The organism is Brevibacillus gelatini (assembly GCF_003710935.1).
Taxonomy (GTDB): Bacteria; Bacillota; Bacilli; order Brevibacillales; family Brevibacillaceae; genus Brevibacillus; species Brevibacillus gelatini.
In genome coordinates this window covers 74,623-88,947 of sequence record NZ_RHHS01000012.1, presented here as the reverse complement: position 1 = coordinate 88,947, position 14,325 = coordinate 74,623, and the positions used below count along the sequence as shown (strand labels likewise).

Genomic DNA, 14,325 nt, shown 5'->3' with positions numbered 1-14,325 from the left:
TCCCCTATGCTCTTGCTTTGATGAGTTCTTCAGCGATTTGTACTGTATTCCATGCTGCACCTTTGAGCAGGTTGTCAGAAACGATCCACATATGCAGTCCTCTAGGATGATGGAGATCACGACGCAAGCGGCCGACGAACACATCCAGCTTGCCGGTAGCATCCGTAGCCAGCGGATACTGCTGTTCTTGCGGCGCATCTACCACCACAACGCCCGGGGCGTTCTCCAAGAGAGCTCTTACCTCGTTCAAGTCGTAATCCTGTTTCAATTCCACGTAAACGGACTCACTGTGTCCGTAAACGACCGGAATGCGTACGCATGTAGCAGAAACCTGCACAGTGTCATCACCGAAGATTTTTTTGGTTTCATTGACCATTTTCATCTCTTCGTAAGTAAAGCCGTTGTCCGTAAACACATCAATTTGCGGAATCGCGTTGAAAGCAATTTGATGGTGAACAGGCAGCTTTCCTACAGGCAGGACACGGCATTCTGCTTCTTTTCCGTCCAGCACGTCACGGCTCTGGTCGAGAAGCTCGTTGATTGCGGACTGTCCGGCACCAGACACTGCCTGGTAGGTAGAAACGATAATACGGTCTATTCCAAAACGATCATACAAGGGTTTCAGAGCGGCTACCATCTGAATGGTAGAGCAGTTCGGATTCGCAATGATTCCTTTATGAGCGAGAGCGGCGTCCATGTTCACCTCTGGCACAACGAGAGGCACATCCGGGTCCATCCGATATGCGCTGGTGTTGTCGATCACGATGGCACCGTGACGCACAGCGTGCGGGGCCAGTTCCTTGCTCACGCTTCCTCCCGCGCTGAACAGGGCAAAATCGACGCCGGCAAAGCTCTCAGGAGTAGCTTCTTCCAGGACAACTTCCTGTCCCTTGAACGTAACTGTCTTGCCCGCAGAGCGTCCGGAAGCCAGCAGCTTGAGCTGTTTAATCGGGAAGTTGCGCTCTTCCAGCAAGCGAATCATTTGTTGTCCGACTGCACCAGTCGCACCGACTACTGCTACATTGTAAGTCAGTTGGTTAGCCATCTCTTACTCTCCTCCTAATCGCGAAAAGCAGGTGAAATTGTTTTTTTTTGTGTTTGGTTTAGTAGTTGAATCTTTCGATGAGCAAGGGTTGCAATTGCCTACCTTCCAGTGCTGCTTCGCACGTTTCCAAGAGCAGATCCATGCGGGCAACGAGCGAGTTTGGCTTTTTGTCCGGAGCATCCTGCCCGAACGGCACGAAATAGATATTCTTCGCCGCCAACAGCTTGGCAATATTGGCAGCGTTTAATCCCAGACCATCATTGGTGGAGATTGCGATGACAAGCGGTCGCAAATTGCGCATGGTCGCCTTGGCCGCCATGAGTACGGCGCTGTCGGTGATCGCATTTGCCAGCCGGCTGGTCGTGCTGCCTGTGCATGGCGCAATCACCATAACGTCCAACAATTTTGAAGGTCCCAAAGGTTCTGCCTGGGGAATCGTCGAAATCAGTTCCTCCCCTGTCAAATCCTTGAGCTGCTGCTGCCAGCTCGCCGAGGTTCCAAAGCGGGTGTCGGTCGTCATGACCGTATGCGAAACAATGGGAATCACTCTCGCTCCGGCGTCCACCATCCGCTTGATTTGCGGCATGGTTTCTTCAAAAGTGCAGTGCGATCCTGACAATCCAAAACCAATGGTCTTTCCCTGCAGCTTGCTCATGTTGACTCCCCCCTGGTTATCCTTTGCTCCGCAATGAGACGCGATAAAGTCTGGGCCAAAATCTGCCCTGCGGTTTTCGGTGCAACGATTCCAGGCAATCCGGGAGCGAGAAGCGCTTTGATGCCTCGTTTTTCGGCGTATCGAAAATCTGTCCCTCCCGGCTTGGAGGCAAGATCGAGAATAAACGCCGATTGCGGCATTTGCGCAATGATCTCTGCTGTGAGGATTAGCTGCGGGACGGTATTAAAAATGAAATCAGCATTCGTGACTTGTTGCTTTAGCTCACTGATCGGGAAGGGAGTCAATCCCATCTCATAGATGCGTGCCAAGTGTTCCTGACGCCTAGCCCCCACTCTGACGCGTGCTCCCAGTGCATGCAGGGCCCGGGCCATAGACAAACCTGTTCGACCTAATCCCAAGACGATTGACTGCGATCCATGAATCGTGATATCCGTATTTTGAATCGCCATCATGAGCGCTCCCTCCACCGTCGGGATGGAGTTGTAGATGGCTACGTCATCGCGATCCAGCAGCTCTACGAGAGGAATCTGCTTGGATGCCAACAGGTTTTTCAGGTAAGTTTTTGCCATTCCCGTATATACCACACAATGCTTCGGCAAGCTTTCCACGTGTTGATCCAGAAGCTGCAATGGTTTCGAGCAAAAGATGCTTTCCACAAAGCCTTGGTCATCGGTCCCTACGATGGGCAGGATGAGGGCGTCCACGTCTTTCAGCACATCGCATGTTAATGGTCTCTTCGTTGCCCCTGTAAAATTGCTTTCCAGGTTGTCGAAGCCAACTAACGTGACACTGGCGTCCAGTTGAATGCATCGCTTGATGACTTCCAACTGGCGAGCGTCTCCGCCAATGAAGGCAACATGTATGCCCGTTAGCATGCTGCGTTCCCCTTTCCAAACATTTTACTGCAATAAATGATCGGAACGCAAAGGTTTTCCTCTTGAAAAAGTTGACGGAAATCCATGCGGTCTATCCCTATCCTATTCGACTCCCGCTCCTTCGGTGACACCCGCGCCTACTTTTGCGTAGCCTGTGTCTCTTCCTGTGCAAGCGAAATGATGACCATGTCCGGGCCGATTGTCACAATCGAGCTCCACGGGATAATCAGGTCCTCCCGTTTTTTCCCGAAGCCAAAGAAGCTGCCGCCGGGCAAGATGATCGACTGAATGACGCCGCTTTCCGGATGAATGATGAGGTCGGAATCGCTGATGACCCCCATTTTCTCACCGTTGTCCAAGCCGATGATTTCCTTCCCGCCCAGTTCGCTAAGCCGCATGCCACTGGCCCCCTTTGTCCTTGTTTGCGTTACTGTTGATATACGCAAAAAAATCCGGGCTATGCCGGATTTTTCACGTAAGAGAGCTATTAGAGCAAGATATCGTTTTTCACATTGGACGGGTATCCGTCCAGCGGGCTTACCATCGCCATCGCCAGCTTCGAGCGGAACAGCTCTTGCGCTACGGCCAAAACCGATTCATGCGAGACGCGGTCGATTTTCGCGATAATTTCATCCAGGGTGAGATGGCGCTCCAACAGCAGCTCATTTTTCCCGATGCGGCTCATCCGGCTGTTGGTGCTCTCCAAGCTCAGCATGAGGCTGCCTTTCAGCTGTTCCTTCCCTTTTTTCAACTCCTTGTCGGTGATGCCGTGATCGGCGACATCGCGCAAGACGTTCGTCACAATATCAAAAACCTGTCCGACGTGCTCAGGCGCCGTTCCGGTATAGACAGTGAACGTGCCCGCTTCCTTGTAGGAAGAATGGTACGAGTAGACCGAGTAGGCCAGTCCCCGTTCCTCGCGAATTTCCTGGAAAAGACGTGAACTCATGCTGCCTCCCAGGACGTTGTTCAACAAAATAAGCGAGTAAACATCCGGATGTCCAACCTTGAAGCCTGGCAGCGACAGGCACAAATGCGCCTGTTCGGTCGACTTGGTGTGCGCAATGGCATTGGCCGCGAACACAGGCTCGGCCAATGGCGCAAGCTTGCCTGACCGTTGGAAGCCGCTGAAACGCTTTTTGATCTCTTCGATCAGGCTGTCGTCAAAATTGCCCGCTACCGTCACGACCGTATTCGTCGGGAGGTAGTGCGTGTCGATGTAGTCAAGCAGATCATCGCGCTTCAGACTGCGCAGGACGTCCTCTGTTCCCAAAATCGAATAACCGAGCGGATGTGTGCTGTAGGCCGCGCGGGCGATCAAATCATGGACGAGATCATCAGGCGTATCTTCGTACATGTTGATTTCTTCGATGACCACGTTTTTTTCCTTTTCCAGCTCATCTGCATCGAAAACGGAGTGAAAGTACATATCCGCAAGCACGTCCAGCGCGATCGGCGCGTGCTGATCGAGCACTCGCGCATAGTAGCAGGTATATTCCTTGGAAGTAAAGGCGTTTACGTTTCCCCCGATCTCGTCAAAGGTCTCCGCAATTTCTTTCGCAGACCGTGTACTCGTCCCTTTAAAAAACATATGTTCGAGAAAATGCGAAATTCCGTTGTTTTTCTCGTTTTCATATTTCGAACCGGTCCCCACCCAGATGCCTAGCGCAACAGAGCGAACAGACGGAATACGTTCCGTCACAATTCTAAGACCGTTATCACACGTATGGCGTTGTATCACACAAATCCTCCTTGGTTCATCATCTCTCTAGCGCAAACTATCGGGAAGTGATTGTAAACACGTCTAACTATAACAAACTTCTTTTGACTCCACAATAAATGAACGTGTTTTCGCGTCATGGCAGTCGTCGGCTGGAGATGAGCTCGGATACCGTAACCGGATGCAATCCCTTTTGCCTGGCAATCGTGAGCAGTTGGTCAAGGCTCGCCTCCGAGGCCGCTGTCGGGTGCATCAGCACGAGGACGCCGTTGCCCATCAAGCCGCTGATTTTTTTGATGACAGCGCTTGGTGAGGGCTTTTTCCAGTCGACGGTATCTGCCGTCCACATGATCGTTTTCAGCTGGTAGGAGGAATGTGCAATTTGCACGACCTGCTTGTTGTACGATCCCGAAGGCGGAGCAAACAAGACAGGCTTGATGCCCAGCGTCTTGGAAATGACTTCCTGTGTGCGGCTGATCTCCTGGTGAATGCGCTGCGTTCCGAGTGTACTCATGTCAGGATGCGAGTAGGCATGGTTGCCGATTTCGTGGCCGCGGGCGGCAATTTTTTTCGCCTCTTCCGGATAGCGCTTGACCCATGAACCATCCAGAAAAAACGTCGTCTTCACTTTGTGCTTATCCAATGTATCCAGCATGGAATCCAGATATTCATTTCCCCAGGCTACGTTAATCATGAAGGAGATGGCCGGCTTTTTCGGGTTTCCCCGGTAGATGGGCTGCGCGCCCAACTGTTCGAGCGAAACCGCTGGCGGGACTTCCTTGTACACGAGCATTTCCGGGCCTGCCACTCCGGAAGCGAGCATTTTTTCCACCGACGCTTCTACGTCCACGATGCGTCCGTTGTAGCCGGGAATCGCTTTCCACGTCTGGTCTACGACCGCATCGACAGGCGCTTCCTCATGACCTTCCTTCCACTTCTCAATCTGCGCTCGCAACCGTTCTTTTTCATCCAGAATTTTTTCTGCCGTCACGACCTGATCGTTTTTGACGAGGCTGATGTATTGGTGAATCGGCTGGTATTGAAGCAGCATCGCTATCGCTGCTGTGACAAAGACCGTAACCCACAGCCTCCGCTTTCTTTCCACCATTGTGGAGCCAGCCCTCCTCTTTGTTCGTACAAGTCTCTCTTTGTCCAATGTATGAACGAGACGGGGGACTTAGACATCTATGGCCAAAAGAAAAAAAGCTTCCGTACACGAATTTCTTCGAGTGACGAAGCCTTTTGTTTGTCGGTTATTCTGCTTTTGTCGATGCCTTTTCAGCCTGGGCTGCAGCTTGTTCCTTGAGCACAGCTTTGCGGGACAGGTTGATGCGACCTTGATCGTCGATCTCGGTTACTTTTACTTGCACCTTGTCGCCGATGGATACGACGTCTTCCGTCTTGGCTACGCGTTCCTCAGCCAGTTGGGAGATGTGGCACAAGCCTTCCTTGCCGGCAAACAGCTCGATGAACGCTCCATACTTCTCTACGCGCTTGACAGTTCCCAGATAAATCTGGCCGACTGCCACCTCGCGAACCAGGTCCTCGATGATTTGTTTCGCGCGCAGGTTCGCTTCGTGGTTGACCGAAGCGATGAACACTCGTCCATCTTGCTCGATGTCGATTTTGACGCCGGTTTCTTCGATGATTTTGTTGATGACACGACCTTGTGGGCCGATTACATCGCGAATCTTCTCCGGATTGATCGTCATGGTCAAAATCTTCGGCGCGTAAGGAGACAGCTCTTTGCGCGGTTCGGAAATCGTGCTCATCATGTGCTTGAGGATGTGCAGGCGACCTTCGCGCGCTTGCTCCAGCGCTTGCTGCAAAATTTCCCGATTGATCCCGGAAATTTTAATGTCCATCTGAATCGCTGTTACGCCAGTCTCGGTACCTGCTACCTTGAAGTCCATATCGCCCAGGTGGTCTTCCATGCCCTGGATGTCCGTCAGGATGGAGAAAGACTGTTCATCCTTGCTCATAATCAAGCCCATCGCGATCCCAGCAACCGGAGCCTTGATCGGCACACCGGCATCCATCAGCGCCAGTACGCTCGCGCAAATGGAAGCTTGCGATGTCGAACCGTTGGACTCAATCACTTCGGAAACGAGACGGATCGTATAAGGGAACTCGTTCTCGGAAGGAATGATCGGCTCAATGGCACGCTCACCCAACGCACCGTGTCCGATTTCCCGACGACCTGGAGGACGCAGCGGACGCGCTTCCCCTACGCTGTACGGCGGAAAGTTGTAATGGTGCATGAATCGTTTCGATTCTTCCAGTCCAAGCCCGTCGAGAATTTGCACATCGCCCAATGCCCCGAGTGTGCAGACGCTCAGCGCCTGTGTCTGCCCACGGGTAAACATGGCAGAACCATGCGTGCGGGCCAAAATGCCAACCTCGCTGGAAAGCGGACGAATCTCGTTCAAAGCTCGTCCATCCGGGCGAATTTTTTCTTCGGTAATGAGACGGCGAACTTCATCTTTAACGATGTTGCCCAGCACTTCGCTAATCATTTTTTCCTGCTCGGGATAAGCTTCCGGGTCTTTGGCAGCGAAATGCTCCAGCGCCTCTTGCTTGATGTTGTCAATCGCGTCGTAACGCGCCTGCTTTTCTTCAATCCGCACGGCTTCCTTCAGGCGGGCCTCTGCGTATTCGCGCACAGCCTGATCGATTTCCGGATCGATTTCATGCAGGATGACTTCCATTTTTTCTTTGCCGATTTCTGCTGCGATCTGGTTTTGGAACTCCACCAGTTGCTTGATAACCTCATGGCCAGCCATGATCGCTTCCAGCATAACAGACTCTGGCACTTGGTTCGCAGCTGCTTCCACCATGTTGATCGCTTTGTGAGTACCTGCGACTACGAGGTGAATATCGCTTTTTTCTGCCTGCTCCACAGTCGGGTTGATGACGAACTCGCCGTCGATGCGCCCGACGATGACACCGGCAATCGGCCCTTCAAACGGAATCTCGGAAACGCAAAGAGCAGCAGACGTCCCGATCATCGCAGCGATTTCCGGAGAGCAGTCCTGGTCAACCGACAGAACAGTATTGACAATTTGTACGTCGTTGCGGAATCCTTCTGCAAAAAGAGGACGGATCGGGCGGTCAATCAAGCGGCTCGCCAAAATGGCTTTTTCGCTTGGACGTCCTTCTCTTTTAATAAAGCCGCCGGGAATTTTTCCGACCGCATAGAGACGTTCCTCATAGTTGACAGTCAGCGGGAAGAAATCGAGCGCTTTTGGCTCCTTCGAGACTGTAACTGCAGACAGGATTGCTGTATCGCCGTACCGAACCAGAACCGAGCCGTTCGCCTGTTTGGCCATTTTGCCAAATTCAAGAGTCAGCTTGCGGCCTGCCAGTTCAAAATCATATGTACGGTATTGTTGCTCCATGATGCTAGCAGTCCTCCTTTGCAACAATGTGCAGGTTTACACTTTGTTTTCTACCTGTATGTATTATTTCCTGCCATCCTGAAAATTAAATGGCGAGCTTTGGCAGCTCTTTGGGATAATAGAAAAAGCGGGAAGAACCCGCTTTTTACAAGACGCTGACTAGCGGCGCAGACCCAGGCGGTCTACTACCGAACGATAGCGTTGAACATCTGCTTCACGCAGGTATGTCAACAGGTTGCGGCGTTGACCTACCATTTTCAACAGACCACGACGGCTGTGGTGATCTTTTTTGTGCGTACGCAAGTGTTCGTTCAGGTTGTTAATGTTTTCGGTCAAGATAGCGATTTGCACTTCTGGCGAACCAGTGTCGTTCTCATGAGTACGGAACTCTTGAATCAGTTGAGTTTTACGTTCTTGAGACAATGCCATCATGACTCACCTCCTTATTATATATCCCGTTAGCCGAGTCTGCCGTCGGTGAGCATCGGACAGCCAAGCTACGGTTATCTGTACAACGTTTTGAATTATAGCATATCATTTCAGGAAAAGCAAAGAGATTCCTTAGGAGATTCCCTGGGCGAATTTGCGCTTCGCCACGTCCACATCGCGGCCGATTTGCGCAATCAGCGCATCCACACCGCCAAACTTTTGCTCTTCGCGAATGTAGAAAAGGAATTCTACTTCGACTTCCTTGTCGTAAATGTCACCAGAGAACTCGAAAATGTGCACTTCTAGTGACTTTTCTTTCTTCTCCAGCTCAAATGTAGGCTTGATTCCTACATTCATCACGCCGTTGTACGTCTTGGAATCGACCGTGAAGCGCACCCCGTACACGCCGTTTTTGCCGATGAGATACGGCTGTTCGACCCGGACGTTGGCCGTGGGAAAGCCGATTGTGCGCCCGCGCTTGTCGCCGTGAACGACCTTGCCGCGCACCTTGTACGGACGACCCAGCAGATGGCGCACCTGCTCTACATTTCCGTGGTGGAGATACTCGCGAATGATCGTGCTGCTCACTTTTTCTCCCAACCGATTGACCGGACTGATGATGTCAAGTCCAAAACGGCCCTTGCTCATCTCCTGCAGCGTCTGGGCGGTTCCCATTCCTCTGTAGCCGAACGTGTAGTCAAAGCCGACCACGACATGCCGGCAAGCGAGAGGAAGCATGCACTCCGTAATGAAGTCCTCCGGATAGACAGCGGCAAAACCGATGTCGAACTTCATGACATACGTTCGGTCTACCCCCATTTTCTCGAATTGCTCCAGCTTGTCGGAAAGCGGGGTGAGGTAGCTCGTATAGCCGCTTTGCCCGAGAATTTCGCGCGGATGGGGGTCAAATGTCAGCACCGTACTTTCCCATCCGTTCGCTCTTGCGGTATCAATCGCCTTTTGAATCACCCGGCGATGTCCGATATGTACGCCATCAAAATAGCCAAGCGCAATCGCGCATGGTGTCGCTTGCAACTCATCTGGTAGTGGATAGGTCAGGGAGATCGTTTTCACGGTTTACACCTCGGCTGGAAAGACTTTTTCTGCTTTGGCGAAAAGACCTTTGTCCCCACGGCACACGCGATGAATCCCCAGCAACTCTTCGCCTGCAAACAGGCAGATCAGGCTGCCTACCTCGGCATTGACTCCGGGCAGCGCAGTCGCCAGTCCATTGCGCACCGCACGGATTCGCTCCGGTTTGACCTGATAAGACGGCAAAAATGAAATCGCCTGTGAGATGGAGACAAGATGACGGGAGAGATCCTCCCCGTTCGCAGCCCGCTCCTCCAGTACATGAAGAGGAATCGCCTCCTCCTCTGCGAACGGTCCGCTCTTGATTCGCCGAAGCAGCTTCATATGGGCAGGATAACCCAGAGCGCGACCAAGGTCAACACATAAGGTGCGCATGTACGTCCCTTTTGAACATGTACAGGTAAACGAGATGTCGACGCTGTCGCCGTCTGCCTTGATCTCGTGAAGCGTCAGCTCGTACAGTGTGACTTTGCGCGGCTTGCGCTCAACGACGGCGCCTTCTCTTGCCAGATCGTAGAGCCGCTTCCCGTTTACTTTAACCGCCGAAAACATCGGCGGCACCTGCTCGATTTCTCCCAAAAACGATTGCAGCAATTGCTCGATACGTTCGGTCGTGATCGCGGCTGCGTCTACTTTAGCCTGCTCCAGCACTTCCCCGGAAGCATCCTCCGTCGTCGTGGAGCTGCCGAGCCGCATGACTACTTTGTAGCGCTTCGGCAAATCCTGCAAATACTCTACCAGGCGCGTTGCATGGCCGATACAGATCGGCAGGACACCTGTCACGTCGGGGTCGAGCGTTCCCGTATGTCCTACCTTTTTCGTTCCATACAGCCGACGGATGCGCGCCACACAATCGTGCGAGGTCATGCCCGCCGGCTTGTCGATTACCAGCACACCGTGCGCGTTACTCATCGTGTTTCACTCCTAATGCTGGCTCCAGCGCTTCCCAAACTTTTTGCTTCGCTTCCGCGATCGTCCCTTTGATGGTGCAGCCGGAAGCTTTGGCGTGTCCACCGCCGCCGAGCTGCTTGGCCACAGCCGATACGTCAACGCGATCTCTCGCCCGCAAACTGACCTTGACGATACCCGGCTCCGACTCTACAAAGGAAACGCCGACTTCGACGCCTTCGATGTTGCGGCAGTAGTTCACCAGTCCGCCCGCATCCTCGCGCTGGGCCTCTGCCTTGGCAAAATCATCGACGGACACGCAAATGGAAGCGACGAGTTTTTGATGGGACAACTGCAGCGTCTGCAAGGCACGGCGCAATACTTTGACATGCGCAAACGTGATTTCCTCCAGGCAGCGCTCGGCCACCTCGCCCGGCTTCACCCCGTAGGTCAGCAAGCGGGCCGCGATTTCCATGACCCGCGGCGTCGTATTGGAGTAGCGAAAGCCGCCTGTATCCGTCAAAAGCCCGGTATAAATGCACAAGGCAATCTCTTCGTTGAACGCGATCCCCGCTGCTTCTGCCACTTCAAACAAAATTTCCGCTGTCGCCGCCGCTTCGGGACGCACCAGGTTGACCGTTCCGAACATGTCGTTCGTCGGGTGGTGATCGATATTGAGGATAGCGGCGTCAGATGCAAACAAAGGCCGCACATCGCCCATCCGTGACGCATCGGCACAGTCAACGGCGATTACGGCCTTGAACTTTTCGGCAAGCGGCTGTTTGCGCAGGTTGCGCATGCGGTCAAAACGCGGCAAAAAGTTAAACTTGAGCGGCGTTTCCCCTTCGTTGACCACCACGTACTCTTTTCCCAGCTGCTCAAGCATGAGCACGACTCCCAAGGCAGAGCCGGTAGCATCGCCGTCTGGATTGACATGGGAAAGAACCAGGAAGCGGTCATGCTCCCGGAAAAAGCGGGCCGCTTCCTCTACTGCTGCTCGATTCGGATTCATTCCTGTTTCTCTCCTTCTGTGGAGATTTCCCGCAGGATCGACTCAATTTTGGAACCGTAGTCAATCGACTCATCCAGTTTGAAAACGAAGTCGGGAATATGGCGCAGCTTGACACGCTTGCCAATTTCCGTTCGCAGGTAGCCTTTTGCTTTGGCCAGTCCTACCAGAGATTCTTTGCGCTGCTCCTCGCTGCCAAAGATGCTGACGAATACTTTGGCAAGCTGGAGATCGCTGCTCACTTCTACATCCGTTACGGTCACAAAGCCGACGCGAGGATCTTTCAGTCCACGCTGCAAAATGAGGCTCAGTTCTTTTTTGATTTCTTCGCCGACGCGGCTCATTCTTGTTTTGTTCATCTGCTCTCACCTCCGCTGGCTGCCTTATTCGTAGTATTCCGTATCGACCCGAATCAACTCCACGTCGGGATGGTTTTCCACGAATCGCACCACAGCCTGCATTTCTTGTTGTAAAAAAGACATTTCATTAGCAACGGCAGCGATACCCAACACGGTACGCTGCCACTGCTCGGGATAAGCCATCTCCGCTGCGGAGACGTTGAAGCGGCTCCGCAGCTTGCCGATGAGACTTTTGACGATGGCCCGTTTTTCTTTCAGGTTTTGGCAAGCGGGCAGAAACAGTTCAATCTGCACCCCTGCTACCATTATTGCTTCACTTCAACCATGACGAAGGCTTCGATCACGTCGCCTACCTTGATGTCCTGGAAGCGTTCCAGGGTCAAACCGCACTCATAGCCTGCGTTGACCTCTTTGGCATCGTCCTTGAAGCGTTTCAACGTTTCCAGCTTGCCTTCGTAGATGACAATGCCTTCACGGATCAGACGGGCACCCGCATCGCGGCTCAGTTTTCCTTCGGTGACATAGCAACCTGCGATGTTGCCCACTTTGGATACTTTGAAGACTTCGCGGATCTCTGCCTGACCGATGATGTTTTCTTTATAAACAGGGTCCAGCATGCCTTTCAGGGCTTGCTCGATCTCTTCGATCACGGTGTAGATGACGCGGTGCAGGCGAATGTCGATTTTCTCCTGTTCAGCCATGCTGCGAGCGTTTGGCTCAGGACGCACGTTGAAACCGATGATGATCGCATTCGATGCGTTTGCCAGCGTGACGTCGGACTCGGTAATCGCCCCGACTCCCGTGTGAATAATTTTCACGCGGGTACCATTGACGTCGATCTTTTCCAGAGAGCCGCGCAAAGCTTCTACAGAACCTTGTACGTCCGCTTTTACGATCAGGTTCAGCTCTTTGATGTCGCCTTCCTGAATGTGCTGGAACAGATCGTCCAACGATACGCGGGAGCTTTCGCGACGCTCGGATTCACGCTGCTTGGCTGCGCGCGCTTCGCCGATTGCACGGGCTTTTTTCTCGTCTTCAAACACGCGGAACTGGTCGCCCGCTTGCGGCACATCGTTCAGACCCGTAATTTCCACAGGGGTAGATGGACCCGCTTCTTTCAGGCGACGGCCTTTGTCGTTCACCATCGCACGAACGCGGCCATAGGCGGAGCCGACGACGATTGGATCTCCGACGCGCAACGTTCCTTGCTGTACCAGAACGGTCGCGACAGGGCCACGGCCTTTGTCAAGCTCGGCTTCCACTACCGTACCGCGCGCACGTTTGTCAGGGTTTGCTTTCAGCTCTTGCACCTCTGCGACGAGCAGGATGTACTCAAGCAGCTCTTCGATTCCGGTGCGCTGCTTCGCAGACAGTGGAGAGAAAATGGTGTCCCCGCCCCACTCTTCGGCAACGAGCTCATACTCGGTCAGTTCTTGCTTGATGCGGTCGACGTTGGCTTCCGGTTTATCCACCTTGTTGACAGCGACGATGATCGGCACGTTTGCCGCTTTCGCGTGGCTGATCGCCTCTACGGTTTGCGGCATCACGCCGTCATCGGCAGCGACGACGAGAACGGTAATGTCGGTGATTTGGGCACCGCGAGCACGCATGGTCGTGAACGCTGCGTGGCCAGGTGTATCGAGGAACGTGATCTTCTTGCCTTTGATCTCGACCTGGTAAGCACCGATGTGCTGGGTAATCCCGCCTGCTTCACCCGCTACTACGTTCGTGGAGCGGATGGCGTCGAGCAGCGTTGTTTTCCCGTGGTCAACGTGACCCATGATGGTAACGACCGGCGGACGCTCTACGAGAGACTCAGGCGGATCCACTTCTTCGATTGCTTCGAAGTTGGTTTCGTCGATGACGATTTTTTCTTCGACTTCTACGTTGTAGTCGGCGCAGATCAACTCGATGGCTTCACGCTCCAGGTACTGGTTGATCGTAGCCATGATCCCCAAATTAAACAGCTTTTTGATGATTTCCGCTGGTTCCTTGCGCAGCTTCACAGCCAGCTCGTTCACCGTCAACGATTCGGTAAAGGTGATTTTGCTAGGCGGCTCAAGCACGGGACGCTGTGCCTTTTGCCCTCCGCGCTGGTTGTTGTTGCCGCCGCGGCGGTTGTTTGCGTTGTTGCGGTTATTGCGGAAAGGCGTGTTCTTTTTATTGTCTTCAAACGTCTTTTGCGCCTGTGGACCTTTTTTGATTTTCTCGCGTTTTTCCAGAGTGACATTGGAAGGAAGTTTTACTTTGTCTTCAAAATCATCACTCAACCGAATATCGGCTTGGTTTGCAGCTGCCTGTTGCGAAGGGCGCTGCTGGTTTTGCGGTCTTTGGCTCTGTGAACGTTGTTGGTTTTGCGGCTTACGGTCAGTCGGTTTTGCTGGTTGACTTCTCATATGGTTTGGTCTTCTCTCCTGATTCTTCCCCTGATTTTTTCCATGTTGAGGACTTTGCTGATCGGGCTGGTTTCCGCTGGTGCTGGCTGGACGATTGTTGCTGGTTGAAGAACCGCCGCGATCGCGTTCGTTTTGTCTGTCATGCTTTGCAGCTTGTGACTGCTGCCCCTGTTGTCCTCTGGATTCGTTGGGGCGTCGTTGATCGTCCATTTGCTTTTGTCTTGTATCGCTTGGCGTATCACGCGCTTCTGGCTTGGAGCCGGCACGCAGCTTGGCCAAGTGATCCTCGATCCGCTTGATCGTCCCTTCTTCCATGATACTCATATGATTGGCTACTTCTATGTTCAAACGTTTTAGCAAATTGAGGATTTCCTTACTGCTCATGTTGTGCTGTTTGGCATATTCATACACACGTGTCTTCAAATAAACTTCACCCTT

Annotated in this window: 14 protein-coding genes; all 14 read right to left on the bottom strand. The window is 52.9% G+C overall.

Annotation, left to right across the window (positions count from 1 at the left end; all coding sequences use genetic code 11):
* Nucleotides 1–4 precede the first annotated feature (4 nt).
* A complete protein-coding gene (locus EDM57_RS03715; RefSeq protein WP_122903427.1) occupies nt 5–1,045 on the bottom strand; it encodes an aspartate-semialdehyde dehydrogenase in 1,041 nt (346 codons plus the stop codon).
* Nucleotides 1,046–1,103: 58 nt separating this feature from the next.
* Entirely contained in the window at nt 1,104–1,700 is a 597-nt protein-coding gene (locus EDM57_RS03710; protein ID WP_122903426.1) for a dipicolinate synthase subunit B, read from the bottom strand.
* Complete coding sequence (gene dpsA / locus EDM57_RS03705) at nt 1,697–2,596, bottom strand: dipicolinate synthase subunit DpsA (protein WP_122903425.1); 900 nt, start codon at nt 2,594–2,596, stop codon at nt 1,697–1,699. Before dpsA ends, EDM57_RS03710 begins: the two co-directional genes overlap by 4 nt.
* A gap of 137 nt (nt 2,597–2,733) precedes the next feature.
* A complete protein-coding gene (locus tag EDM57_RS03700) occupies nt 2,734–2,994 on the bottom strand; it encodes a YlmC/YmxH family sporulation protein (RefSeq protein WP_122903424.1) in 261 nt (86 codons plus the stop codon).
* 89 nt (nt 2,995–3,083) lie between these two features.
* A complete protein-coding gene (locus EDM57_RS03695) occupies nt 3,084–4,337 on the bottom strand; it encodes a M16 family metallopeptidase (RefSeq protein ID WP_122903423.1) in 1,254 nt (417 codons plus the stop codon).
* A 115-nt stretch (nt 4,338–4,452) separates the two neighbouring features.
* The gene (locus EDM57_RS03690; protein ID WP_122903422.1) at nt 4,453–5,424 is read right to left on the bottom strand and encodes a polysaccharide deacetylase family protein; all 972 of its coding nucleotides are present in this window, start codon (nt 5,422–5,424) and stop codon (nt 4,453–4,455) included.
* Between the two features lie 145 nt (nt 5,425–5,569).
* Nucleotides 5,570–7,714, bottom strand: a complete 2,145-nt coding sequence (pnp, locus tag EDM57_RS03685; protein ID WP_122903421.1) for a polyribonucleotide nucleotidyltransferase — start codon at nt 7,712–7,714, stop codon at nt 5,570–5,572.
* A 159-nt stretch (nt 7,715–7,873) separates the two neighbouring features.
* Entirely contained in the window at nt 7,874–8,143 is a 270-nt protein-coding gene (gene rpsO / locus EDM57_RS03680; RefSeq protein ID WP_122903510.1) for a 30S ribosomal protein S15, read from the bottom strand.
* 132 nt (nt 8,144–8,275) lie between these two features.
* Nucleotides 8,276–9,217, bottom strand: coding sequence for a bifunctional riboflavin kinase/FAD synthetase (locus tag EDM57_RS03675; protein ID WP_122903420.1), 942 nt, complete (start codon nt 9,215–9,217; stop codon nt 8,276–8,278).
* A 3-nt stretch (nt 9,218–9,220) separates the two neighbouring features.
* Nucleotides 9,221–10,147 (bottom strand): tRNA pseudouridine(55) synthase TruB, encoded by a 927-nt coding sequence (gene truB, locus EDM57_RS03670; protein WP_122903419.1) that lies wholly within the window; start codon nt 10,145–10,147, stop codon nt 9,221–9,223.
* Entirely contained in the window at nt 10,140–11,135 is a 996-nt protein-coding gene (locus tag EDM57_RS03665) for a DHH family phosphoesterase (protein WP_122903418.1), read from the bottom strand. Before EDM57_RS03665 ends, truB begins: the two co-directional genes overlap by 8 nt.
* Nucleotides 11,132–11,491, bottom strand: coding sequence for a 30S ribosome-binding factor RbfA (gene rbfA / locus EDM57_RS03660; protein ID WP_122903417.1), 360 nt, complete (start codon nt 11,489–11,491; stop codon nt 11,132–11,134). Before rbfA ends, EDM57_RS03665 begins: the two co-directional genes overlap by 4 nt.
* 24 nt (nt 11,492–11,515) lie before the next feature.
* Nucleotides 11,516–11,797, bottom strand: coding sequence for a DUF503 domain-containing protein (locus tag EDM57_RS03655; RefSeq protein WP_005834164.1), 282 nt, complete (start codon nt 11,795–11,797; stop codon nt 11,516–11,518).
* Entirely contained in the window at nt 11,797–14,310 is a 2,514-nt protein-coding gene (infB, locus tag EDM57_RS03650) for a translation initiation factor IF-2 (protein ID WP_122903416.1), read from the bottom strand. Before infB ends, EDM57_RS03655 begins: the two co-directional genes overlap by 1 nt.
* Nucleotides 14,311–14,325 lie beyond the last annotated feature (15 nt).